Below are 23,737 nucleotides of genomic sequence, written 5' to 3'. Positions count from 1 at the left end.
AGGGGCCTCAAAGCTGGGCGGTTCAGCCCAGTCTCCTTGGATTGCTTCGTTACGCCCGCAATGACGGGAACGTCAGCCGCGCCTCACTTCACGAAGGTGCCGTGAAGTTCGTCGTCGATATGGACGCGGATGATCTCCTCGAAGCTCGACTCCGCCGTGAAGCCGAGCGCCAGCGCCCGCTGCGGGTTGAAGTTGCGCGGCCAGCCGGCGACGATCCCGTCGATCACCGGATCCGGCACCCGCTTGATCCGCTTCACCACGTTCTCGCCGGCGACCTTGCGCAGCGCCTCGATCTGTTCCGCGACCGTGCAGGAATAGCCCGGCATGGTCAGCACCCGGCGCGGACCGATCGCGGCGGTGTCCATCGTCGCCGCATGGATCAGGAAGCCGACCGCCGAACGCGGCGAGGCGTGCCAGTGGCGCACCTGATCGGAGACCGGCAGCACCGCCTCCTCGCCGTTCAGCGGCTCGCGGATGATGTTGGAGAAGAAGCCCGAGGCCGCCTTGTTGGGCTTGCCGGGGCGCACGCAGATCGTCGGCAGGCGAATGCCGACGCCGTCGAAGAAACCGCGCCGCGAATAGTCGCACAGCAGCAGTTCGCCGATCGCCTTCTGCGTGCCGTAGCTGGTCAGCGGCGTGGTGAAGAACTCGTCCTCGATCTTGTCATGGAACGGCGCTCCGAACACCGCGATCGAAGAGGTGAAGACCACGCGCGGCTTGTAGCCGCCGCCGACCTTGCGGATGGCCTCGAAAAGATAGCGCGTGCCATCGAGATTGATGCGATAGCCCTTGTCGAAATCGGCCTCGGCCTCGCCGGAGACGATCGCGGCGAGATGGACGATCAGTTCAGGCCGCGTCGCGATCAGGTTCTCGGCCTCGCCCTCGATCGAGAGATCGGAGATCACTGCCTCGAAATCGAAGGGCGCGGCCGGCGGAGCCGAGGCAACGACCACATCCTGCGCGGTCACGCGCGTCACCGGCTTGCCGCCGAGCGCCCCGTCGCGCGCCAGCCGCTCGATGAATTTGCGCCCGACCATGCCGGCGCCGCCGAGAACGAGAATATGCATCGGTTCTGTCCTGAAGGTTTGGTCTGAAGTTTCGCGTCGTCAGTTCGGAAGATAGCCGCCGAGATCGTCCTCGATATGGACGCGGATGATCTCGTCGAAATCGCGTTCGGCCGTGAAGCCCAGCGCCAGCGCGCGCTTTGCGTCGAACCGTGTCGGCCAGCCCGCGACGATGGCGGAAGAGGCCTCGTCCGGCGCGCGCCGGATCAGCTTCACCGCCTTGTCGCCGGCGATGCGCCCGAGCGCCTCGATCTGCTCGCCGACGGTGACGCAGACGCCCGGCATGGTCAGGTTGACGCGCGGCCCCAGCGCCTCGCGCGTGAGCCCCGCGGCATGGATCAGGAAACCGACGGCCGAGCGCGGGCTGGCATGGGTGAAGAGCACCTCGTCGCCGACCGGCAGCATCGCCTCCAGCCCCTGCAGCGGCTCGCGAATGATGCCGGAGAAGAAGCCGCCGGCCGAGGCGTTCGGCTTGCCGGGCCGGACCGCGATCGAGGGAAAGCGGATGCCGACGCCGTCGACGAAGCCGCGCCGCGTGTAATCGGCCAGCAGCAATTCGCCGATCGCCTTTTGCGTGCCGTAGCTGGTCAGCGGCGTGACGTGGAATTCGTCCGAGATCGCGGGCGGGAACGGCGCACCGAAAATGCCGCTCGAGCTGGTGAAGACGAGTTTCGGCACGTAAGCCGCGCCGCCCTCGTGCCGGATCGCCTCCAGCAGGTTGTGCATGCCGTCGAGATTGACGCGGTAGCCCTTGTCGAAATCGCGCTCGGCTTCGCCGGAGATGATCGCGGCGAGATGGAAGATCAGATCCGGACGCAGCGCGGCGAGTTGCTTCGCCACGCCCGCATCGCCGGAATCCTCGACGCGGATCGTCAACCGGTCCGCGAGTTCTGCCGGCAAGGAAGCTGGCATGACATCTGAAAGAGTGAGCTTGCTGATCGCTTTGCCGGCACAGCTTCCCTCGCGCGCCAGGCGTTCCGCGAGCTTGCGGCCGACCATGCCGGCCGCGCCCGTGATCAGGACATGCATGGGCTCTCCCTATCCGTTCTCGTGCCGGGTCGCTGTTTGCCGCAACCTCTGGAACGGTGGCGGGCGGAGGACCGCCCGCTACCGATGCTTGCGCTCAGAGCGCGAAGCCGCCATCCGCCAGATGGATCTGGCCGGTGGTGTAGCTCGACTCGTCCGCGGCCAGATAGACCGCGAGCCACGCGATCTCCTCGGCAGTGCCGAGTCGGGCCATCGGCTGGCGATCGATGAAGGCCTGCCGGGCGGCGGCCTCGGTCGTTCCCGTGGAGGCAGCGAGGTCCTTGATGCGCTGGTCGAGCGAGGGCGACTGGATGGTACCCGGGCAGATCGCGTTCGCGCGGACGCCCTTCTTGATGTAATCGGCCGCGACGGCCTTGGTCAGGCCGATCACCGCCGCCTTGGTCGCGCCATAGGCGTAGCGGTTCGGGATTCCGCGCACCGAGCCGGCGCCCGAGGCGATGTTGATGATCGAGCCGTTGCCCTTCTCCAGCATGCCCGGAAGGAAGGCCTGGATCGTGCGATGCATCGCCTTGACGTTGAGGTCGAAGGAGAAGTCCCAGGCCTTGTCGTCCGTGTTCAGCACCGTGCCGTGATGGACGAAGCCGGCGGCGTTCACGAGAACGTCGATCGGCCCGACCTTCTCCGCGAAGGCGTTGACCGCCTTGGTCGACAGCACGTCGAGCTTGCGCTTCTTCGCCTTCGGAATGCCTTCGAGCAGGCCGACATCCTTGTCGGTCGCCCAGACGGTGGCTCCCTCAGCCACGAAAGCCTCGGCAATGGCCCGGCCGATCCCCTGCCCCGCGGCGGTGACGACCGCGACCTTGCCCTTCAAACGTCCTGCCATGCTCGCTTCCTTTTATTAGCCGGCTTTTGCAAAAATCTTGCGCATATGGGTCAGCCGCCGGTCGGCCATGTCCTCATGATGCGTGATGGCGAAGCCGAGGCGCTCGTACCAGCCGATGCGCTGGGTCAGCTTGGCGTGGGTGTAGAGATGGACGGAGCCGTAGCCGAGCGCCCGCGCCCGCTCATCCGCGAAGGCCATCAGCGTGGCCCCGAGCTTGCGCCCGCCCGCCTCCGGCGAAACCGCAATGCTCCAGATCGTGAAATCCTCGGGCTCGATCTCCAGGACCAGCGCGGCGGCAAGCCCCGGCTCGTCATCGACCAGCCACACCTCGCGGCTGGCCAGCACCTCGTCATAATCCGCGATGCGTGGCAGCGAAGGCACGCCGATGATCGCCTCGTTCGGCAGATAGGCGGCCTCCGTCAGCGCGACGATGGCCGGAATATCGGCAGGCGTGGCGCGGCGCGGCGTCATTGTCAGGCCTGCGCCTTCGCGAAATCGGTCAAGGAGGCCTTCTGCTGGCCCTGCGCATCGAAGTTGTCGGGGGCGAGCCAAGCCTGGAAAGCGCGCGCACGCGCCGGCCACTCGGAATCAATGATGGAGAACCAGGCCGTATCCCGGTTCGCGCCCTTCACCACCATGTGCTGCCGGAACAGCCCCTCATACTGGAAGCCGAAGCGCAGCGCCGCGCGCTTCGACGGCTCGTTGAGGTTGTTGCACTTCCACTCGTAGCGGCGATAACCGAGCGAGAATCCGTAGTCGCCGACGAGATAGATCGCCTCGGTCGCCGTCCGTGTGCGCTGCAACGCCGGCGAATAGGTGATCCAGCCGACCTCGAACACGCCATGCTCGGGCCGGATCTCCATGATCCAGAGATGCCCCTTGGCCTTGCCGTCGGCCTTGTCGATCACGGCGAGCGGGACGATGCCCGCCTTGGCCACCATCGAATCCAGCAGGGCGCGGTACTCTTCCTTGCTCTTCGGAGGGGTGGTGGGCAGCCAATCCCAGACGCTGTCATGCCCGGCATTGGCGGCCCAGATGTCGTCGAGATGTCTGCCAACGTCGAGCGGTTCGAGCCGGCAATACTGCCCATCCAGTACCTTGGCCGGCGGAAATGGCGGCGCCTTCCAGTCGAGTGTCATGACAGTCCCTTGCCCCGCCAGCTTGTGAAATCCTGCTGAACGTTCCAGCTCGAACCGAGCTCATCCGCAATGGCATGGGCGAGCGCATGCCCCTCGGCCTCCCAGGCCATGCGCTCGACCTGATCGGCGAAATCGGACGCCACCGGATCGTCGTCGTCATAGATCGCGTCGAAGACATCCATCCAGGCTTCGAGCCGGTCGCCCAGTTCCTCGGAGAGGCCGACATCTTCGGCGTCGACCGCCTTGCGCTTGCCCTTGGCATCGATCTGCCAGAGGCCGCTGCGCCCAAGCCATTCCGGCGCGATCAGGAGCGTGCCGCTCATGAGCGCTCCTCGAGATCCTTGCGGAAGAAGGGGTTGAGCGGCGCCGAGGGGCCGTTGCCGGCGAAGCCCTTGAAGCTGCCCTCCTCTGCGATCAGCCGCGTCGCCTCCATGAAGGCCGCCCAGGCCGCCCGTGCCAAGGCGCCGCCGATCGAAATACGCCGTGCGCCAGCCGCCGCGATATCCGCGACGGAGAGCCCGAAATCGCCGTAGATCAGGGCATTCACCGGCTTGCCGCCGGCGGCCGAAACGATGGTGCCGATATCGGCTGCGGTCTTCGGCCCGGGCGCATAGAGCACATCGGCTCCAGCAGCCGCATAGGCCTCGATCCGGCGCGCCGCCTCCTTCAGCGGATCGGAATGGCCGGTCAGGAAGCATTCGGCGCGGGCCGTCAGCACCACGCCGGAGCCGGTCTCGTCGATCGCCTTGCGCGCGGCCTTGATCCGCTCGACGGCAAGCTCGAAGGGATAGAGCGGATCATCCTCTCGGCCCGTGGCATCCTCGATCGAGAGGCCGGCGATGCCGGTCGCGACGCAGAGCTTGGCATTGGCGGCGACGCCATCAGGCGTGTCGGCATAGCCGTTCTCGAAATCGGCATTCACCGGCAGATCCGGCACGGCCTTCACCATCTCGGCGATATGGGCAAGCATCATGTCGCGCGGCACGTCCTGGTCGGCGCGTGCCTGCGTGAAGGCGAAGCCGGCGCTCGTCGTCGCCAACGCCTTGAACCCCTGCCCGCGCAGCCAGCGCGCCGAACCGAGATCCCAGGGATTGGGCATCACGAAGCAGCCGGCCTCGTGCAGCTTGCGGAAGGCTTCGACCTGCGGGCTGTGGGCCATCTTTAAATCGTTTCAAATAGAGGCGGATACGAGGCTGGCATAGTGTCGAGGACAGCTTCGTTTGTCAGCCCCGGCGTCGCGCATCGGCGGACGGGCGCCGTTGCGCATGGCGAATGCCGCCGCAGCCGTCATTCTCGGGCGGCACGACGGGCCGACCCGAGAATCTCTCGCCGGAAGAGGCGCATGCGTCGGCACGAGATGCCCGGGACAGGCCCGAGCATGACGCGCCAGCAAGCCCCGTGCTCAGTGGTTGTCCCGCGGGATACCGAACTTCTTGTGGATCTTCTGGTACTTGACCGCCGGCTTGAGGACCATGCCCTCGGAGAGCTCGTCGACGATCTTGCGCTGGATCTCCTGCCAGGGCGTCTGGCTCTTCGGATACTTGTAGCCTCCCGACGCCTTGAACGCCGCCTTGCGCTGCGCCAGTTCGTCATCCGAGATCAGGATGTTGGCCGTGCGCTTCTTCAGGTCGATGCGCACCTTGTCGCCCGTCTTCAGCAACGCAAGCCCGCCGCCGGTCGCCGCTTCCGGCGAGGCGTTGAGGATCGAGGGCGAGCCCGAGGTACCGGATTGGCGCCCGTCGCCGACGCAGGCCAGCGCCGTGACGCCCTTCTTGATCAGGTAATCCGGCGGCCGCATGTTCACCACCTCGGCCGCACCCGGATACCCGATCGGGCCGACGCCGCGGATGAACAGGATGCAGTGCTCGTCGATGGCCAGCGCCGGATCGTCGATGCGGTGGTGATAATCCTCCGGCCCGTCGAAGACGATGGCGCGGCCTTCGAAGGCCATCGGATCCCCAGGATTCTCCAGATAGCGCTTGCGGAATTCCGGCGTGATCACGCTGGTCTTCATGATCGCGGAATCGAACAGGTTGCCGGAGAGGTTGAGGAAGCCGGACTGGGCCTTCATCGGCTGATCGTAGCTCTTGATCACCTCGCGGGCGATCGAGAACGCTCCCTTGCAGTTCTCTTCCAGCGTATGGCCGTTCGCAGTGATGGCCGGCTTGAGCTTGCCCTTCTCGATCAGTTCCGCGATCACGGCGGGCAGGCCGCCGGCGCGGTAGTAGTCCTCGCCGAGATATTCGCCGGCCGGCTGCAGGTTGACCAGCAGCGGGATGTCGTAGCCGATCTTCGTCCAGTCCTCGTTGTCGAGCTTGACGCCGATATGCTTGGCGATGGCGTTGACGTGAACAGGCGCATTGGTCGAGCCGCCGATCGCCGAATTGATGACGATAGTGTTCTCGAACGCCTCGCGCGTCAGGATCTTCGACGGAATCAGGTTCTCCCAGACCATCTCGACGATGCGCTTGCCCGTCAGATAGGCCATCTCGTAGCGGTCGCGATAAGGCGCGGGGATCGCGGCGGCGCCGGGCAGCGTCATCCCCATGGCTTCGGCCAGCGAGTTCATCGTCGACGCCGTGCCCATGGTGTTGCAGTGGCCTGCGGACGGCGCCGAGGAGGCGACGAGCTCGACGAAGCCCTTATAGTCGATCTCGCCTGCGGCCATCATCTGGCGCGCCTTCCAGACGATGGTGCCGGAGCCGGTGCGCTCGCCGCGGAAGGAGCCGTTCAGCATCGGGCCGCCCGGCAGTGCGATGGCGGGGATGTCGACCGTCGCGGCCGCCATGATCTGGGCCGGCGTGGTCTTGTCGCAGCCGGTCGTCAGCACCACGCCGTCGAGCGGGTAGCCGTAGAGGATCTCGACCAGCGAGAGATATTGCAGGTTGCGGTCGAGCGAGGCGGTCGGCCGCTTGCAGGTTTCCTGGATCGGGTGGATCGGGAATTCGAAGGGCACGCCGCCCATCTCGCGAATGCCGTCGCGGACACGGTGGGCCAGCTCGATATGGTGGCGATTGCAAGGGGCGATGTCGGAGCCGGTCTGGGCGATGCCGATGATCGGCCGGCCGGACTGCAGTTCCTCGCGCGACAGGCCGAAATTCATGGTGCGCTCGATATAGAGCGCGGTCATGTCGGCATTGGCGGGATTGTCGAACCACGCCTTGGAGCGCAGTTGCTCGGGTTTGATACGCCGAACCGGCTTCTTGCCGGGGGTCTTGCCGGGTGCCTTGGCCATCTCGTTTCCTCTCGCGCGGCACGGCGCTGACGGCCGTTTGCCGATCTCTCATTCAAACGATTTGAGACAAGCCATCATGCCCATCGCCAAAGGCTCGGCAAGGCCCATTCTGGCTGATAGTCATACTATTTATTCATGCTGTATGCAGCATGCAATAGGGCGCGATGCGCGGCCTCCGCTTGCCAGCCCTGCCCGTTTGGCGCCAAGAAAAGGCGGGTCAGAAGGCACGCCCTGACAGAACCGGCCAATCTGCCCGTCCGAAAAGCGCCGCCGAGGAAACGCGCCATGTCCCTTCACGTCGTCCCATCCTTCGCCCGCATCGGCGAGGAGAATGCCTTCGCCGTGCTGGCGCGCGCGACCGAGCTGCAGCGCCAGGGCAAGGACATCATCAATCTCGGCATCGGCCAGCCGGATTTCGCCACGCCCGAGCACATCGTCGAGGCGGCGGTGAAGGCGCTGCGCGACGGCCATCACGGCTACACCCCCGCGAACGGCATCCTGCCGCTGCGCGAGGCCGTCGCGGCCGACCTGCACAAGCGCTTCGCGGTCGAGGTCTCGCCCGAGAGCGTGATGATCGTGCCCGGCGGCAAGGTCACCATGTTCATGGCGATCCTGATGTTCGGTGAGCCCGGCGCCGAGATCCTCTATCCGGACCCGGGCTTCCCGATCTATCGGTCGATGATCGAGTATACCGGCGCAACGCCGATCCCGGTGCCGATCCGCGAGGAGAACGGCTTCGCCTTCTCGGCCGAGGAGACGCTGGCGCTGATCACGCCCAAGACCCGGCTGCTCATCATCAACTCGCCGGCGAATCCGACCGGCGGCGTGACTCCGAAGAGCGAGATCGACAAGCTCGTTGCCGGGCTGGCTGATTTCCCTGACGTCGCGGTGATGTCGGACGAGATCTACGACCAGATGGTCTATGACGGCGAGAAGCACGTCTGCCTTCTCAGCTATCCCGAGATTCGCGACCGGCTCATCCTCCTCAACGGCTGGTCCAAGACCTACGCGATGACGGGCTGGCGGCTCGGCTATTCGGTCTGGCCGAAGCCGCTGCTCGACAATGCCCGCAAGCTCGCGGTGAACTCGCATTCCTGCGTCAACGCCCCGGCGCAATGGGCAGGGCTCGCGGCGCTCGCCGGCCCGCAGGACGCGGTCCATATGATGCTGGCGGAATTCGACCGGCGCCGGAAGGCGGTGGTGAAGGGCCTGAACGGCCTGCCGGGCGTCTCCTGCATCGAGCCCAGGGGCGCCTTCTACGCCTTCCCGAACGTCTCGCAGACCGGCTGGAAGGCGAAGAAGCTCGCCTCCGCCCTGTTGGAGGAAGCCGGCGTCGCCACCATCGGCGGGCCCGATTTCGGCGTCCATGGCGAAGGCTACATCCGTCTCTCCTACGCCAACTCGCTTGGGAACATCGAGAAGGCGCTGGAGCGGATGAAGACGTTCCTCACCAACGCGAAGGCCGCCTGACCATGGTCACCTGCTATCTGCGCTATGTTGTCGACCCCCATAAGCTCGATGCCTTCGAGGCCTATGGCAAGCTCTGGATCAGGCTGGTCGAGAAGTTCGGCGGCAAGCACCACGGCTATTTCATGCCCTCGGAAGGCGTGTCCAACGTGGCGCTCGCCATGTTCAGCTTTCCGTCGCTCGCGGCGTACGAGGACTACCGCAAGCGCTCCTTCGACGACCCCGAGTGCCAGGCGGCCTTCGCGATGAACGAGAAGGATCGCTTCATCATCAGCTACGAGCGATCGTTCTTCCGGCCTGTTTTCGAAGACGATCAGGGCGTCAAGCGCGCGCCCTGAAAACCAGTCTCAGTTCCGCGCGCTCGCGGTCACGCCGGGATCGACCTTGAAGCTCGAGGCCTCGATCACGGCCGTGCCGATCATCGTCTTCACGGAGATGCGCACCGGCACCATCACATCGGTGCCGGCGACGGGCGCGAGCCAGGCCGTGATGTCCCGGTTCTCCGCCATGAACTTCGTGCTGGGCCGGAGCGCCCGGTGGCCGGCGATCGGCACATAGCGCGCCTGGCAAATCGAGACCGGGCCGCTATAGCCTTCGAGCTTCACATTGCGGGTGCCGGCGCTCGACAGCTTAATGTCGTAGCGCGCCGCGCCGTCGAAGATCGGCAGGGTGCGGTTGCAGGCGGCGTCCTTGCCCTTGCCGCTGACCGGCATCAGGAAGGCGCTGAGCGGGTCGACGATATTGCGCTTGTGGCTCTCGGTGAGCGGCACGCGATCGGGCTTCTCGTCGATCGGCGGCTCGATATCGATGCCGGCGACGCTGTTGTCCGCAAGCGCCATGCGCACGGTGCGGCTCTCGCTGGAATTTGCGGAGCTCACCGCGAAGGTCTTGGGCGCGAGCTTGCCGCCCACCAGCGCCCCGGTCGCAGCGCCCGAGCCGCGGCCGCCGGTCACGCCCCCGACGATTCCCGTCAGCTTGGCTGCCATGTCGAGCTTGTAGCTCGATCCGTCGATGCCGCCGGAGAGGCTCGCAGTACCGAGCGTGATGCCGAGAAGGGAGACGTCGTAGCGCGCGTCGAGCGAGGCCGCCTCGGCAACCTCGGCCAGACAGGTTGCGAGAACCAGCGCTGTGAGGGACGATGCGACGGCGGATTTCATCCATAGCCTCCGGAACGGCGCGATCCTGCGCGACATGCACTCTGAATCGGTCCGAATCGTGACCGGTTTTCCATCGCGGCGAAGCGATGGCCGAACGAAGCATCCGATGCCGATCTTTACACCTCGTTAACGCTGAAGGCGATGTGAACAGGCCGCGGGAGTTTTCCTTGACGGGGCCCGCCAGCTTGGCTATGGAACCCCGACTTCAATTTGACTTCCGGTGCTCGCCGGCACGTCGCGTGTCGGTTTTTTTGTTTGAGCGACCTGGGGATGTAAGGAACGATTGCCATGGCCCGCCGTTGCGAACTGACCGGGAAAGCCACCCAGACCGGCCACCTCGTCAGCCACTCGAACCGCAAGACGAAGACCGTCTTCCGCCCGAACCTCGTGAACGTCACGCTGCAGTCGGACGCGCTCGGCCGTTCGGTGCGCCTGCGCGTTTCGGCCAACGCCCTGCGTTCGGTCGAGCATCGCGGCGGCCTCGACGCCTTTCTGCTCAAGGCTGCGGCCGGCGACCTCTCGGTCGGCGCGCTCTCCCTGAAGCGCGACCTCGAGAAGAAGCTCGCCGCCAACTGAGCGGCTTGACCTCTCGGGTCTGAAGGAAGCGGCCGCAAGGCCGCTTTTTTCGTTTGGGCATCAAGGGCCGTCATTCTCGGCCGGAGCGAAGCCTCGACTCGAGAAGCTCGGGCCCGGAGAGGCTCCGGCACCCATTCGGCCGGAGATGCTCGGGTCAAGCCCGAGCATGACGCTCTCTATGCAACCAGCTCGAATTCCAGCAGCACCGTCCGCTGCAGGAAGGAGAAATTGTCGTCCGAGATCAGGGTCAGCACAGTGCGGCCGTTCTCCTGATGGACCGACAGCCCTTCCATATTATCGATCTCGTAACCGAGGTCGGCCTCGATCAGGCGCGGCCCGTCTGCCAGCGCCCCCGGCCGGATATCGCGCCCGGCGATTCGCCTCATCCGCATGCCGACGCCCCGCAGCGGCTGGTACCAGCGCTCAAGCAGCAGCATGTCGCCCGACGGCAGGAAGGCGAGATCGGTGATGTCGTAGCCATCATGGCGGGCGACCCTGAACAGCCCGGGCTGGGGACCGCCGAGAATCGCACCGAGCGTCGGCTCGTCCTCCTTGCCCGATCGCTCGGCGATCGCGACAAGCGCTCCCTTCAGCGGCCCTACGGGCACTACGCCTAGCGCCTCAAGCCCGCGATTACGCGGCAGGCGCTTGATTTCGGGCGGTACGGGCACCGACCGCGCCCGCGCCTCGACGCCCTCCCCAGCCCAGTCGAAGCGGACGATCTCGTGCCGGCGCTCGATCCCGACATAGGCGAGGCCATCGGCGATGCAGAGGCTCTCGGTGTCGAAGAGCCCCGAGCGCGCGAGCGGCCGCCCGGAGGCGCCCAGAATGGCAGCCATCTCGACATCATCGAGCCCGGCAGGTCTGCCACTCTGCGACACGACCTTCGCCGTCAACCAGTAACCGCGATCGGTCACTGATACGAGATCACGCCCCCCGTTCAGCCGCGCCAGGCCCGAGAAACCTCCGAAGCGCGGATGGCCGGAACTCAGGACGAGCCCGCCGCGGAACTGCAAGGCGCCGAATCGGCGCCGATCCGCGTTGCGCGGCTCGAAGGCCGTGAAAGGCCTTGCGGAAACGGAGACCGGAAAGCGGGTCTGCTCGACGGACTGCGCCGCGCCCGGCAGGGCGGCGGCGGCGAGGCCGGCGAGAGCGGCGCGACGCGTGAGGCGCATCAGTGCAGGCGGCGCGATGCGGACCCCGCAGCCGGGCCATCCTCCTCGAACAGCTCGGCAAGCTTCTCGGTCATCACCCCGCCCAGCTCCTCGGCATCGACGATGGTGACGGCACGACGGTAGTAGCGCGTGACGTCGTGGCCGATGCCGATGGCGATGAGCTCCACGGGTGAGCGCGTCTCGATCTCGGCGATGATGTGGCGCAGGTGCCGCTCCAGATAATTGCCGGCATTGACCGAGAGGGTGGAATCGTCGACCGGCGCGCCGTCCGAGATCACCATCAGGATCTTGCGCTGCTCAGGCCGGCCGAGCAGGCGCTTATGCGCCCAGTCCAGCGCCTCGCCGTCGATGTTCTCCTTGAGCAGCCCCTCGCGCATCATCAAGCCGAGATTCTTGCGCGCGCGCCGCCAGGGCGCATCGGCCGCCTTGTAGATGATGTGCCTGAGATCGTTGAGGCGGCCGGGATTGGCCGGCTTGCCGGACTGCAGCCAGGCCTCGCGCGACAGCCCGCCCTTCCAGGCGCGCGTCGTGAAGCCAAGCAGTTCCACCTTGACGCCGCAGCGCTCCAGCGTGCGGGCGAGGATATCGGCGCAGGTGGCTGCAACCGTGATCGGCCGCCCCCGCATCGAGCCGGAATTGTCGATCAGCAGCGTCACCACCGTGTCGCGGAAATTGACGTCCGACTCCTGCCGGAAGGAAAGCGGCTGGAACGGATCGAGGATGATGCGCGGCAGGCGGGCGGGGTCGAGCGCGCCCTCCTCGAGATCGAACTGCCAGGAGCGGTTCTGCTGCGCCATCAGCCGCCGCTGCAGGCGGTTGGCGAGGCGCGCGACGACGCCCTGCAGATGCGCGAGCTGCTTGTCGAGATAGGCGCGCAGGCGCGTCAGCTCCTCGGCGTCGCAGAGCTCCTCGGCCGTGACGATCTCGTCGAATTTGGTCGTATACGCCTTGTAGTCGGTCTGCGGGCGCTCATTACCGCGGCTCTCGCGCGGACGCGGCGCTTCGCCGGCCTCCTCGGATTCGGAGCTGTCATCCTCCTCGTCCCAATCGCCGGCCGGCGCGTCTGTCGCCTCGGAGGCGCCTTCCTGCAGTTCCTCGGTCGCGTCCTCGCTGACCTCGACTTCGGAGCGGTCGGCGCCGCTCTCCTGTTCCGACTCGCCTTCCTGCTGCTGCTGATCCTCGGAGGACTGGTCCTGATTGTCCTCGTCCTCCTCGGACTCGTCGCCCTGCGCACTCTGGTCGGCCATGTCCAGCGCCGCCAGCATGTCGCGCACCGTGCGGGCAAAACCGCGTTGGTCCTCAATCGTCTTGGACAACCGGTCGAGATCGCCGCCGGCCTTGGCCTCGATCTGCTCGCGCCAGAGCTCGACGATCTTCTCGGCCGCCTTCGGCGGCTTCAGGCCCGTCAGGCGCTCGCGCACCATCAGCGCCAGCGCATCCTCGAGCGGCGCGTCAGCGCGATCGGTGATCTCCTCGTAGCGCCCGCCACGGTGATAGCGGTCCTCCAGCATCGCGGTGATGTTGCCGGCCATGCCGGACATCCGCCGCGCGCCGAGCGATTCGACCCGCGCCTGCTCGACGGCGTCGAAGACTGCGCGCGCCGCATCGCCCTCGGGCGCTGCCCGGCGGTGGATCGCGGCATCATGGCAGGCAAGCCTGAGCGCCATCGAATCGGCATGGCCACGCAGGATCGAGACATCGCCGGGCGTCAGCTTGCGCGGCGGCTCGGGCAGGCGCGCCCGCTCGCCGACCAGCGACGGCTTGTCGGCGGCGAAGACGATTTCCATCTCCGGCTTGCGCGCGATCGCCTTCATCGCGCCGGAGATGGCGCGCTTCAGCGGCTCGGCCGGGGCTTCCTTCGGCGTTCCGGGCTTGCGGTTCGAGATGCTCATAGCGCCTTCGTGAAGTGATGCAGCGTTTGACCCGCCACCGGATAGTTCTCCATCCGGCCGCATTCGCGATAGCCGAGCCGCGGATAAAATCCCGGGGCCTGGATGCTCATCGTCCCGAGAAAGACACCCTTGACGCCGTGCCGGCGAGCCTCGTCTTCGGCTCGCGCGACCAGCGTTTCGCCCAATCCCGCGCCGCGATGGGCCTCGTCGATCCAGAGCAGATCGACATAGAGCCATTCCCATTTCAGCTCGCCGACGAGGCCGCCGACGATCTCGCCGCTCTCGTCGCGCAGGCTGATGGCCAGCGGCTTGGTGTTCCGGGGGCCGATTTTCGCCTGGTTATGCGCGCTCAACCCACGCAGAACGGCCGCGCGCGTCTCGTCCTGTTCACGCTCAACCGTAACCGCGACCATGGCCCCCCCTAGCGCGACCGCCCGTCATATTGCGTCGGCGAGAGATCGCCCGGCTCTACGCCGGCAAGGCAGCGCACATTGACCGCGACCATCGGCGTGCCGTCGGGTCCGTTCGCCCTGGCGAAGGACTCGATGCCGCAGGTTTCGCAGAACAGATGCTGGATCTTCTGCGTGTGGAAGCGGTACTCGGTCAGCGCCTCCTCGCCCTGGGTGAGCGTGAAGGCGGTGGCCGGCGAGAAGGCGAGAATCGAGCCGCGGCGCTGGCAGTAGGAGCAGTTGCAGGTGATCGTCTGCCCGAGGTCGGCCTCGACCTCATAGGCAACCCGTCCGCAATGGCAGCTGCCTTGATACCGCGCCATGGCTCGCTTCCTCCGTTAGCTCAGGACCACGTTCGCCGCGCTCTCCGGCAGCTCCTTGCCGAAGGAACGCTGGAAGAACTCGGCCACCAGCGTGCGCTCCATCTCGTCGCACTTGTTCAGGAAGGTGACGCGGAAGGCGAAGCCGATATCGCCGAAGATCGCCGCGTTCTCCGCCCAGGTGATGACCGTACGCGGGCTCATCACGGTCGAGAGGTCGCCGTTCATGAAGGCGTTGCGGGTGAGATCGGCGACACGGACCATCTTGTTGACGATGTCCTTGCCCTCCGGGCTCTTCTGGTAATGCTTCGACTTCGCGAGAACGATCGCGACCTCGTTGTCATGCGGCAGGTAGTTGAGCGTCGTGACGATCGACCAGCGGTCCATCTGACCCTGGTTGATCTGCTGCGTGCCGTGATAGAGGCCCGAAGTGTCGCCGAGGCCGACCGTGTTGGCGGTGGCGAACAGCCGGAAGGCGGGATGAGGCCGGATGACGCGCTTCTGGTCGAGCAGCGTCAGCTTGCCAGACTGCTCCAGCACGCGCTGGATCACGAACATCACGTCCGGGCGGCCGGCGTCGTATTCGTCGAAGACGAGCGCGATGTTGTTCTGCAGGGCCCAGGGCAGGATGCCGTCCTGGAACTCGGTGACCTGCTTGCCTTCCTTCAGCACGATCGCGTCCTTGCCGACGAGATCGAGGCGGGAGACGTGGCTGTCGAGGTTGACGCGAACGCAGGGCCAGTTGAGGCGGGCCGCGACCTGCTCGATATGGGTCGACTTTCCGGTGCCGTGATAGCCCGAAATCATGACGCGTCGGTTATGCGCGAAACCGGCGAGGATCGCGATGGTGGTGTCGCGGTCGAAACGGTAATCCGGGTCGAAATCGGGCACATGCGGATCGGCTGCCGAATAGGCCGGCACCTCGAGATCCGTGTCGATCCCGAAGGTTTGGCGCACCGACAGCTTCATGTCGGGCAATCCGGGCGCGGTCGTCGTCGTCATCATCTTGTCTCCAGGCGCAGGGCCGTGGCCGGCTACATGCCGGTTTGCCCAGAGCCGACCGAGGAGGGAGGCGGATCATCCCTCATTAGAGCGAAAGACCGGAAGCGGCAATTCGCAAAGCTGCACCCTGGCCCTCGCAAGGGGCATGCCGGCTTACCGCTCGTGATAGCTCACACGCGCTCGTGCAGAAGCTTTTTCACGATTTCGACCGCATTGCGCGCGCCGTCGAGCGCGAGAGCGATGCCCGGCGGGCTTCGGCCGATTCCGGCCGCGACGGCGGCCGCCAGCGCATCGGGTGTCAAAGCCCCCTCCCCCGAAATCCGCAGGCAACGCGCCAGCCCGGCCCGCTCCATCGCCTCGGCCCTGACCGCCTGCTCCGTCTCGCCACCGGCATCGAACGGGACGACGATGGCGGGCCGGCGGGCAGCGACGAGATCGAGCACCGTATTGTAGCCGGCCTGGCTGACCGAGATCGCACAGCCGGCGAGCAGCGCCGGGAAATCGGGCCGCACCCGCTCGACCGTGACATGCGCCGGCGCCCCTGCCAGCAGCCGCCCGAAGACGTCCTCGCTGACTGCGCGCCCGACCAGGATACGCCAGCGCCTGTCCTGCGGACCGAGCTTCGCCGCAGCAATCGCGAGCTCGAACAGCGGAATGGCCGCGGCCGAGCCGCCGCCGGAGACGAGCACCTCGCCATTCTCGATTGGCGCACCAGCCATCGGCGTATCCGCCATGTAGCCCGTATAGCGCAGCTTGGCTGCGAGCCGCGCGTCGACCGGCCAGGAGCGGTCGAGCGGCAGGAAATCCGCATCGCCATGGACCAGCACCGCGTCGAACAGCGTCGCGAGCCGGTCCTCGGCCTCCGCGATGCGCTCGGGACGCGGCCTCACCAGCACGTCCCGGACCGAGGAGACTAGCAATGACTTCGGATTGGCGGCGCGTGCTGCGGCGATCAGAGCGAGAAACTCGGCGGCGAGCTGCCGGCGTCCGAACGGGAAATGCTCGACGATCACCGCATCAGGCTGCAAGCTCGCCGCCAGCCCTTCCAAGGCCGCAACGCGCAGGGCCTCGCGTTCCAGGCCGATGGGCTGACCGACCTCGTCGAGCAACATGCGGAAATCGACGCCCTCCGTCCTGACCGGCGGCAACTGCACGAAGGTGAAGGGCTCCTGCTCCATCGACCGCAGCGGCATGCCGCCGCTCGCCAGCGTGACGGCGAAACCGTTCTGCGCCAGGGCCCGCGCGAGATTGGCAGCGCGCACCAGATGGCCCGAGCCGAGCAGATGCGTAACGGCGATGAGGACGGTGGCGCTCATGCCTTTTCTTCGGCAGAGGCGTATAGCCGCGCAGCGATGCCGTCGAGCCCGGCCGCGGCCGAGAAGGAGCCGGTCAGCCGCGCCAGCGCGCGATAGCCGAGTTGGCCCCGCTGCTGCGGGGAACGGGCGAGTTCCACCAGGGCGCCGGCAAGTCCTTCGATATCGCCGGGCTGCACCAGAAGCCCCTCGACGCCATGTCGAACGAATTCCGGGATCCCGGCAAAATCCGTGGCGATGATCGGCAGGGCCTGGCTCGCCGCCTCCATCACGACATTGGGCAGGCCATCACGATCACCGTCTCCCGCCTGCTTCGAGGGCAGGACGAAGAGGTCGGCGGCGCGCAAGGCGGCGATGACGTCGTCCTGCGCCTTCGGCCCGGCCCAGACGATATTGTCGCCGAGACCGAGCGCGCGCGCCTTCTCCTGCAACGCCTTCAGCATCTCGCCGCCGCCGATATGGGTCAGCTGCCAGTGTAGCGTGCAGGGCAGTTTCGCCAGGGATTCCAGCAGATCGTCGAAGCCCTTCTTCGGCACTGCTCGCCCGATTGTGACGAAGCGCACCGGATCGGCGGAATCGGAACCGTCCCGGCCGGAGCGTGGGGCCGGCGGCGGAAAGCGTGCGAGATCGAGCCCGTGATAGACCAACTCGACCTTGTCCGGCCGATCGGAGAGGCGTTCGAGTTCGCGGAAGCCATCCTGGGTACAGGTCACGCCCCAGGCGGCATCGGCGATCTTTTCGCGCTTCTCCCAGTCGGGCGTCGTCCAGATATCCTTGGCATGGGCCGAGAAGGACCAGCTCAGGCCGCGCAGCAGGGCCGCATAGCGGATGACAGAGGCCGGGGTGTGCAGGTAGTGCACATGCAGATGCCGGATATCCGCCGGCAGCTCGCACGCCATCACGCAGGCCTGGCCGAAGCGGCGCAGCCGGTTGCGCGTCCTGTCCCGGGCGAGGTCGCGCAGGAAGGCCGAAATGAGCTTGCGCAAGCCGGGCTGCGCGAAGGCGCCGAACACGCCGCGCGCGACGCGACCGGGCTCGTCGTGCAGATATTCGGGCAGGTAGCGCACCGGCGCCGCGATCTGATTGTGCATCAGATGCTTGGCACCATCAGTCGGATGCCGGAGCGACCAGATCTCGAAGGCAAGGCCGCGCTGCTGCAGCCCCAGCAGTTCCTGCGCGATGAAGGTCTCCGACAGCCTTGGATAGCCCTTCATCGCCACCGCGATGCGCGGTGCAGCGCCAGTCGTCATCGCCGGCCGATCAGCATGAAGCGCGTATAATTCTTCGTCGGCCGCGCTCCGGCGAACCAGACCTCGGCGAGCCCAGCCTGCTCGCTAAACGCCTCGAGCGATGGCACGCAACTGCAATGATCGGGCTCGCGGAAGTAATCGTTGGATTGCAGCACGAGCGGCAAGCCGGCCGGTAAGCCCGCGATCCAGCCCGGCACATCGGCGAGATGCTCGCAACTCGTGTTGATGACGAGCCCGGGCTTGGGCGACTGAGCTGCGAAATCGAGCGCCATCATGTCCGCCGTCAGCGCCCGGAAGCGCCCGGAGGCGACATGTCGGTGGTTCAGTATCTCGGCGGTCGGCGCGCAGGTCGGATCGATATCGAGGCTCACCACGTCGTCGATAGCAAGCCGCACATCGTCGAGCAGCATGGCCCCGAGCACCCCGTACCAGGCGCCGAGCACCCAGACCGGGCCGGCCGGCTTCGGGCAGGCATCGGCCAGCGCGTCGACCAGCCACTGTTTGGAGGCGATCTGCTTGTGGTTGCAGGCGATCGACAGATCGGGCGGCGCCCCCTTGCCGTAGAGGCGCGCGACATCGGCGACGATGCGGTTGCCGGATAAGGCGGCCATTCCGCGCAGCAGGTCGTGGAAGGCCTCGCAGGGCGGTTCAGGCGTCATGGTTCCGTCGTTGTCGGCAAAGGCTGGCGGGACCATAGGCACCCGCTTCGGCAAAAACCAGCCTCGCCAGCCTGTTCAATCGCGCCGGTTTGCTTCGCCCGGCTCGGCAGACGCTTCGGCCACGGGCTCAGCCGCCCCATCCAGCGCCTTTCCCGGAACAGTGGGCGACGCCGGCATGGCCGCCTTTGCCGCATCCTCGCGCTTGCGGCGGGCAATTTCCGGCGCACTTGCAAAGCCATAGGCCGTGAGCGGCTTCTCGCGCCCCTTGATCGCGATCTTGAGCGCCACCGTCCCGGCATAGCTGCGGCCCGTGGTGCGAATCGTGTCCTCCGACACCACGACATCGGCCAGCACCCGGCGTGTCGCCGCTTCGAGCTGGCTCGCGATCATCACCGTTTCGCCCACCGTGATCTCGCGCCGCCCGAGATTGTCGTTCTCGACCGCGCCGGTAATGGCATCGCCGGTATGGATCCCGATCCCGATCCTGAGCGGCAGAGGCAGCGCCGCTCCGAACTCGCGGTTGAGCGCCTCGACCGCCCGGACGATGTCGGCCGCAGCGCTGATCGCCGCCTGCGCTCCGCGCGCCTGCGAGCCATCGAGGCCGAACACGGCCATGAAACCATCCCCGTAGAAGGCGTCGATGCGCCCGTCATGGGCCGTGATCGCCTGGCCCATCTCGTCGAAGAAGCGGTTGAGCAGGCCGATCAGTTCGCGCGGCAGCTGCCGCTCCGAGAGCGCCGAGAAGGCGCGCAGATCGGCGACGACCACCGTCAGGCCGCGCTTGTTGATGGCATCATCGGGCTCGAGCGCCCGCGCACCGGTGGCGTTCAGGCGCGAGGCGAGCAGGATCTGCACCTGCAGGTCGTCATGCGGCCTGATCTGGCAAGCGAGCCGGACACCTTCCGGTGCCGAAATGCGCCGCAGCAACCTGGCCTCGTTCGGCCCCGGCGATGGCAGCTTGTCCATGCCGTCCATCACCAGCACACGGCAGGTGGCGCAGCGCGCCCGCCCGCCGCAGAGCGCCGCGTGCGGAATGCCGAAGCGCCGGAACATCTCGAGCACCGTCGGCCCCGGCGCTACGCGGCGCGTGCCGTGGCCGACGAAGCGCACCGTGATCTGATGACGGGTCCTGACCCGGATCTCGCGGATGCCGACGAACAGCACGAAGGCGCCGACCAGTCCATAGAAGGCACTCTTCGCCCACATCACGTCGCGGTCGAACATCGCCCGCTGCGCGTCGGTGACGAACTCCGGCGGGAGCGCCATCCGTTCGGCCTCGCGCGCCGCCACCATGAAGCCGATCAATGCGAGCAGCGGGATCAGGATCGAGACGAGCAGGAACGGATCACGCCAATGGCGATAGGCATCGCGCGAGCGCAGCATGAAATGGATGCCGATGATGCCATGCGTCCAGACCAGCAGCAGCAGCAGCGACTGCAGCAGCGCACGGCCCGGCCACAGCCGCCGCAGCACGGCATGATAGGTCTCGTCGACGCCGAAATAGTACCCCAACACGCGCGTGCTGACGATGTGATCGACGAGCAAAAGCGGAATCGCGAGGCCCAGCGCGATCTGCAGCATCTCGCGCAGCGGCATCTTGAAGGTGCGCCGCTGGACCACGCGCAGCAGCGCGAACACCGGATGGATGACGAGCGCGCCGTAGAGCACAATCGTCCCGATGCGGGAGTGCCAGACGTTGTAGCGCCAGTCCTGGACGCGCTCCATGGCATCGACCCCGAGGATGCCGACGGCGTGGTTGAGGAAATGCGTCGTCGCGAAGGTCAGCAGGATCAGGCCCGAGACGAGACGAATGTCGCGGCTCCAGGACGAGACCTGATAGATGCTCGCGCCCATACTGCTGCGCGCCGTTTGTGTGCGCTGCGTGCCGGCGGCTTGTGGCCGATTCATACGACGCTCGACCTCATCAAACGGTTTCGTGCTCGCGGAGCAAAACGCTGGCAAGACGATGAACGCGGTCAGCCAGGTCGCGGCAGACCGCGAGGCTGAATTCCGGCACGGTCTGAAGCAGTTCGAAGAACAGGTCCTTCGGAATTCTAAGGGCCAGGACCGGCGTCTTCGCGCTGACCGTGCCGAGGAACGGCCGGCCGCTGAGCAGCGACACGTCGCCGGTAATGCTGCCGGCGTCCTTCTGGAATCGGCGCCCCTCGCCATCGGGGCGCGACTGCGAGAATTCGACGTCCCCCTCGAGGATGACGTAGACGCCATCCAGCCGGCCCTTCTGGTCGATCAGGACAGCGCCCGGCTCGAAGCGCAACCTCTCGCCCATCAGTGCGACGAGCTTGAGCCGCGAGGGAGGCATGTCGCGAAACAGCGGCAGGCTGCGCAAGCAGCCGATATCGGCTTCCAGACTCATGACCGTGCCTCCATTCGCTGGGCATCCGCAAAGCGCAACGCCTGATCGCCGGCATCGTTCGCTGCCTCGAGCGCCCCACCGGCCTCGACCGTCCCCGTCGCACCATGGAAAACGATCCGCATCGGGATGTCCTCGACAAGTCTAGCATCTCCCAGCAGAAGAAACAGCGTCATGCCGGCACAATAGCCCCTCAACCGGGCAACGATCTTCTCCGGCTCGTCGGAGATCGCGAGCAGGGCCGCGATGTCGAGAACAGCGATCTGGGGCGCCTTGACCAGCGCCTGAACCAGAGGAATGGCCTGCAGCAGCCGCGCCGGCAGATAGCGCCCGCGAATGCCGCTCTCGGTGTCGAGCCCGAGACGATAGAGCGCCTCTCCCAGCCCCGAGCGCTCGAGCGCCTGCAGCACGATCTCCGCCACCTTCCGGCCCGCGTCGGGGATGCCGTAGCCGATGCGGCCGAACATCAGGTTGTCCCGCACGCTCGCGCCGAGCATAACCTTGTCGGGAGCATAGAAATCCACATCGCCCGCGGCATCGGCCGGCAGGTGCTTGCGGAAGCTCGCGCGCGCCCTGAGGATACGGCGCTCGAGCCGGTCGTCGATCAGGTTCAACCTGTGCTTGGGCTCGATATAGCCGAGTGCCAGGGCCACCAGGTCACGCTCCGTCTCCTGATCGAGCGGGCTTCGCATATCGTGCTTGGCCAGGATGTCCGCCAGCTCGTTGAGGCGTTCGAAGTCGAAATTCTCGCCGAAGGAATAGCGCTCGAACAGCGCATGCCCCACCGGCAGGCCGGCAAAGATCTCGACGACCGTGGCAACGATCCGCGCCCCCATCTCGGTCAAAGGCTCCACCAGTGCCTCCGCCTTCAGGATCGAATGGGCATAAGGCTCGAAGAGCAGGGTCGCGTTGCCGAAGCGGGCGCTGGTCCGCGTTCCGAAGATCAGGTTTTCGGCGACCGAGGCGTTCCGGTTGTAGCGGTCGAGGGCGAAGGGCTCGATCAGCCCGCCAAGATTGATGCGCTCGAGCTCGGCGGCCACGACATGACGGGCGGTGATGATGCGTTCGGTTGCTTCCGCGCTCACCGGCGGCATCACCTTGCCGCCCAGGCCGAGCTCGAACACGTCCTGAGTGCAGCCGAACACGTCGAGCAGCTCGCGCACCCGCGCCGCGAGCTCGGCCGCGTCGGCGACCCCGACACCTTCGTAGTCCGTCCAGTCCGCCTCGAACGGAAATGGCGAGTTGCCCGAACGGACCGCCTCGACGAAACGGCGATGCTCCTCCGGGGAAACCGGACCGTCGGATTTGATCTCCGGCCGGCGCCGCCGCAGCGGCAACAGGATATTGTCCCGCATCGTCCCGGCAATGACCTCCGCCTGGTCTCCGGAATAGCCGATCAGATGGCTCGCCCGCTCGACCGACATATCCGCGAGCAGTTCGCCGTCGATGAGGACCCGCCCCGTGTAGTTGGTCGCCTGCCGCCCGAGGATGCGGCCGAGCACATCCCCGCCACAGCCATGGGGCCCGATCACCGCGACCCAGCCCGGTCGCTGCAGGACGAACGAGAGCGGCGTCAGCAGCGGCTGTCCGCGATTGTCCAGCATCTGCACGGCCTCGAGCCGGATGTCTCCCTTGACCGGCAGCGGCGAGCAGCCGTTCGCCTCGTCGAGGACGAGCGTGTCGTCGCTGTTGAACTGGGAAATGACCTGTTCGTATTTGATCGTGACGTCGTTGCGCTGCTGATCCCAGTCGATCAGTTCCTTGATCGGCGAAGGCAGGTCACGATAGGCCGCGATCACCGCCACGAGCTGGCCGATGTCGAGGCGTCCCTGCAGCGCGAAATAGCCGCCGATCGCATAGAAGAAGAACGGCGTGACCTGCGCCAGCAGGTTATTGAGGAACTTGACGGCGAACTTGCGCTTGTAGAGCTCGTAGCGGATGTCGAAGAGGTGCCCGAGCCGCCCGGCGATATCCGCCTGGACGTAGCCCGTGGCGCCATGCCCCTGGATCATCGGCCCGGCATCGACGATTTCGCCGATCCTTCCCGCGAGTTGCCGGGAAGCGATCTGGCGCTCGCGGCCGAGCCTCAGCTGCTCGCGGCGCAGGATCGGGATGATGATGGCCTGCGCCAGCACGATCAGCAGGGCGATCGAGCCGAGCCAGAAGCTCTGCACCATGATGAAGACGAGTGCCGTCAGGGCCTGGCTCAGCAGGAAGACCGGCTGGATGAAGGCGTCTCCGACGAAGCCGCCGATCGGCTCGACCTCGTCCTTGATCATGCTGGCGATCTCGGCCGGCTTGACCGCCCGGATCTCCTCCGGGCGAAACCGCATCAGCTGGCTGAAGAGATCGTAGCGCATGCGCCGCAGCATGCGCTCGCCGAGGATGCCCTTGCGCACGTTGACGATGTATTTGAAGGCACCGTTGATCAGGACGAGCACCAGGAAATAGCTGGAAAGCCCCATGAGGAGCCCGACCTGATTGACCTGAAAGCCTTCGAACAGCCTCAGGGTCGCTCCGCCCAGCCAGGACGGGAGATGGAGGGTCGTCTCCATGAAGGTGGTGGTCGTCTTGCCGCCCCGGAAGGCTCCGCCCTGGATGGCGTCGTTGACGATCCGCTTCGGGACGTCGAACGAGGCCCAGTTGAAGGGTATCGAGACAAGGATGATCAGCAGGACGATGATCTGCTCGCCGCGACTCTTCTGCCAGATGTAACGGAAGAGGTTGGGCTCCAAAGGGCAATCCTGTCGCGAAACGCCGACGGCGCTGTCATGCCGGGGCAAGGCCCCTGAAAGCGA

The 23,737-nt window shown here is 66.4% G+C and carries 23 protein-coding genes; 3 read left to right on the top strand and 20 right to left on the bottom strand.

Going from position 1 to position 23,737, the window contains the following annotated elements:
• Nucleotides 1–83: 83 nt before the first annotated feature.
• The 8 genes from denD (AB4Z10_RS22075) to AB4Z10_RS22040 all read right to left on the bottom strand — a co-directional run bounded on the left by denD (AB4Z10_RS22075) (nucleotide 84) and on the right by AB4Z10_RS22040 (nucleotide 7,308).
• Entirely contained in the window at nucleotides 84–1,067 is a 984-nt protein-coding gene (gene denD, locus AB4Z10_RS22075; RefSeq protein WP_441472544.1) for a D-erythronate dehydrogenase, read from the bottom strand.
• A gap of 39 nt (nucleotides 1,068–1,106) precedes the next feature.
• Nucleotides 1,107–2,093, bottom strand: coding sequence for a D-erythronate dehydrogenase (gene denD, locus AB4Z10_RS22070; RefSeq protein WP_441472543.1), 987 nt, complete (start codon nucleotides 2,091–2,093; stop codon nucleotides 1,107–1,109).
• 94 nt (nucleotides 2,094–2,187) lie between these two features.
• Nucleotides 2,188–2,934 (bottom strand): SDR family oxidoreductase, encoded by a 747-nt coding sequence (locus AB4Z10_RS22065; RefSeq protein ID WP_441472542.1) that lies wholly within the window; start codon nucleotides 2,932–2,934, stop codon nucleotides 2,188–2,190.
• Between the two features lie 15 nt (nucleotides 2,935–2,949).
• Nucleotides 2,950–3,405 (bottom strand): GNAT family N-acetyltransferase, encoded by a 456-nt coding sequence (locus AB4Z10_RS22060; protein WP_441472541.1) that lies wholly within the window; start codon nucleotides 3,403–3,405, stop codon nucleotides 2,950–2,952.
• A gap of 2 nt (nucleotides 3,406–3,407) precedes the next feature.
• Nucleotides 3,408–4,073 carry a GNAT family N-acetyltransferase gene (locus AB4Z10_RS22055; RefSeq protein ID WP_441472540.1) on the bottom strand — a complete coding sequence of 222 codons (666 nt, stop codon included), beginning with the start codon at nucleotides 4,071–4,073 and terminating at the stop codon, nucleotides 3,408–3,410.
• The gene (locus AB4Z10_RS22050; protein WP_441472539.1) at nucleotides 4,070–4,396 is read right to left on the bottom strand and encodes a hypothetical protein; all 327 of its coding nucleotides are present in this window, start codon (nucleotides 4,394–4,396) and stop codon (nucleotides 4,070–4,072) included. The genes AB4Z10_RS22055 and AB4Z10_RS22050 overlap by 4 nt, the downstream gene beginning before the upstream one ends.
• On the bottom strand, nucleotides 4,393–5,232 hold the full coding sequence (locus tag AB4Z10_RS22045; RefSeq protein ID WP_441472538.1) for an isocitrate lyase/PEP mutase family protein: 840 nt from the start codon (nucleotides 5,230–5,232) through the stop codon (nucleotides 4,393–4,395). The genes AB4Z10_RS22050 and AB4Z10_RS22045 overlap by 4 nt, the downstream gene beginning before the upstream one ends.
• Before the next feature lie 243 nt (nucleotides 5,233–5,475).
• Nucleotides 5,476–7,308, bottom strand: coding sequence for an IlvD/Edd family dehydratase (locus tag AB4Z10_RS22040; RefSeq protein ID WP_441472537.1), 1,833 nt, complete (start codon nucleotides 7,306–7,308; stop codon nucleotides 5,476–5,478).
• A gap of 285 nt (nucleotides 7,309–7,593) precedes the next feature.
• Between AB4Z10_RS22040 and AB4Z10_RS22035 the strand changes: the two genes are divergently transcribed.
• Nucleotides 7,594–8,778, top strand: a complete 1,185-nt coding sequence (locus tag AB4Z10_RS22035) for a pyridoxal phosphate-dependent aminotransferase (protein WP_441472536.1) — start codon at nucleotides 7,594–7,596, stop codon at nucleotides 8,776–8,778.
• 2 nt (nucleotides 8,779–8,780) lie between these two features.
• The gene (locus tag AB4Z10_RS22030) at nucleotides 8,781–9,113 is read left to right on the top strand and encodes an NIPSNAP family protein (protein ID WP_441472535.1); all 333 of its coding nucleotides are present in this window, start codon (nucleotides 8,781–8,783) and stop codon (nucleotides 9,111–9,113) included.
• Nucleotides 9,114–9,122: 9 nt separating this feature from the next.
• Here AB4Z10_RS22030 and AB4Z10_RS22025 read toward each other — a convergent pair whose 3' ends face one another.
• On the bottom strand, nucleotides 9,123–9,932 hold the full coding sequence (locus tag AB4Z10_RS22025; protein WP_441472534.1) for a DUF3108 domain-containing protein: 810 nt from the start codon (nucleotides 9,930–9,932) through the stop codon (nucleotides 9,123–9,125).
• Nucleotides 9,933–10,220: 288 nt separating this feature from the next.
• On the opposite strand from AB4Z10_RS22025, the gene rpmB reads away from it, so the two are divergent.
• Entirely contained in the window at nucleotides 10,221–10,508 is a 288-nt protein-coding gene (rpmB, locus tag AB4Z10_RS22020) for a 50S ribosomal protein L28 (protein WP_441472533.1), read from the top strand.
• Between the two features lie 176 nt (nucleotides 10,509–10,684).
• Here the strand turns inward: rpmB and AB4Z10_RS22015 are convergent, their stop codons facing one another.
• The 11 genes from AB4Z10_RS22015 to AB4Z10_RS21965 form a co-directional block, all read right to left on the bottom strand.
• Nucleotides 10,685–11,683, bottom strand: a complete 999-nt coding sequence (locus AB4Z10_RS22015; RefSeq protein ID WP_441472532.1) for an esterase-like activity of phytase family protein — start codon at nucleotides 11,681–11,683, stop codon at nucleotides 10,685–10,687.
• Nucleotides 11,683–13,575 (bottom strand): cobaltochelatase subunit CobT, encoded by a 1,893-nt coding sequence (gene cobT, locus AB4Z10_RS22010; protein WP_441472531.1) that lies wholly within the window; start codon nucleotides 13,573–13,575, stop codon nucleotides 11,683–11,685. Before cobT ends, AB4Z10_RS22015 begins: the two co-directional genes overlap by 1 nt.
• A complete protein-coding gene (locus AB4Z10_RS22005; protein WP_441472530.1) occupies nucleotides 13,572–13,988 on the bottom strand; it encodes a GNAT family N-acetyltransferase in 417 nt (138 codons plus the stop codon). Before AB4Z10_RS22005 ends, cobT begins: the two co-directional genes overlap by 4 nt.
• An 8-nt stretch (nucleotides 13,989–13,996) precedes the next feature.
• Entirely contained in the window at nucleotides 13,997–14,347 is a 351-nt protein-coding gene (locus AB4Z10_RS22000; RefSeq protein ID WP_441472529.1) for a GFA family protein, read from the bottom strand.
• 15 nt (nucleotides 14,348–14,362) lie between these two features.
• Nucleotides 14,363–15,349 (bottom strand): cobaltochelatase subunit CobS, encoded by a 987-nt coding sequence (gene cobS / locus AB4Z10_RS21995; protein ID WP_441472528.1) that lies wholly within the window; start codon nucleotides 15,347–15,349, stop codon nucleotides 14,363–14,365.
• 167 nt (nucleotides 15,350–15,516) lie between these two features.
• On the bottom strand, nucleotides 15,517–16,662 hold the full coding sequence (locus AB4Z10_RS21990) for a glycosyltransferase family protein (protein WP_441472527.1): 1,146 nt from the start codon (nucleotides 16,660–16,662) through the stop codon (nucleotides 15,517–15,519).
• Nucleotides 16,659–17,909 carry a glycosyltransferase gene (locus AB4Z10_RS21985; protein WP_441472526.1) on the bottom strand — a complete coding sequence of 417 codons (1,251 nt, stop codon included), beginning with the start codon at nucleotides 17,907–17,909 and terminating at the stop codon, nucleotides 16,659–16,661. The genes AB4Z10_RS21990 and AB4Z10_RS21985 overlap by 4 nt, the downstream gene beginning before the upstream one ends.
• Complete coding sequence (locus AB4Z10_RS21980; protein WP_441472525.1) at nucleotides 17,906–18,568, bottom strand: class I SAM-dependent methyltransferase; 663 nt, start codon at nucleotides 18,566–18,568, stop codon at nucleotides 17,906–17,908. Before AB4Z10_RS21980 ends, AB4Z10_RS21985 begins: the two co-directional genes overlap by 4 nt.
• Nucleotides 18,569–18,643: 75 nt before the next feature.
• Nucleotides 18,644–20,476: an adenylate/guanylate cyclase domain-containing protein gene (locus tag AB4Z10_RS21975; protein ID WP_441472524.1), complete on the bottom strand. Its 1,833-nt coding sequence runs from the start codon at nucleotides 20,474–20,476 to the stop codon at nucleotides 18,644–18,646.
• 16 nt (nucleotides 20,477–20,492) lie between these two features.
• Nucleotides 20,493–20,942 (bottom strand): Crp/Fnr family transcriptional regulator, encoded by a 450-nt coding sequence (locus tag AB4Z10_RS21970; RefSeq protein ID WP_441472523.1) that lies wholly within the window; start codon nucleotides 20,940–20,942, stop codon nucleotides 20,493–20,495.
• Nucleotides 20,939–23,674 (bottom strand): ABC transporter transmembrane domain-containing protein, encoded by a 2,736-nt coding sequence (locus AB4Z10_RS21965; protein ID WP_441472522.1) that lies wholly within the window; start codon nucleotides 23,672–23,674, stop codon nucleotides 20,939–20,941. Before AB4Z10_RS21965 ends, AB4Z10_RS21970 begins: the two co-directional genes overlap by 4 nt.
• Nucleotides 23,675–23,737 lie beyond the last annotated feature (63 nt).

It is taken from the genome of Allobosea sp. RAF48, from assembly GCF_052114025.1.
In the GTDB taxonomy this organism is placed as follows: Bacteria; Pseudomonadota; Alphaproteobacteria; order Rhizobiales; family Beijerinckiaceae; genus Allobosea.
Note: the sequence above shows the minus strand (reverse complement) of the source record. Positions and strands in the feature narration are given on the sequence as shown.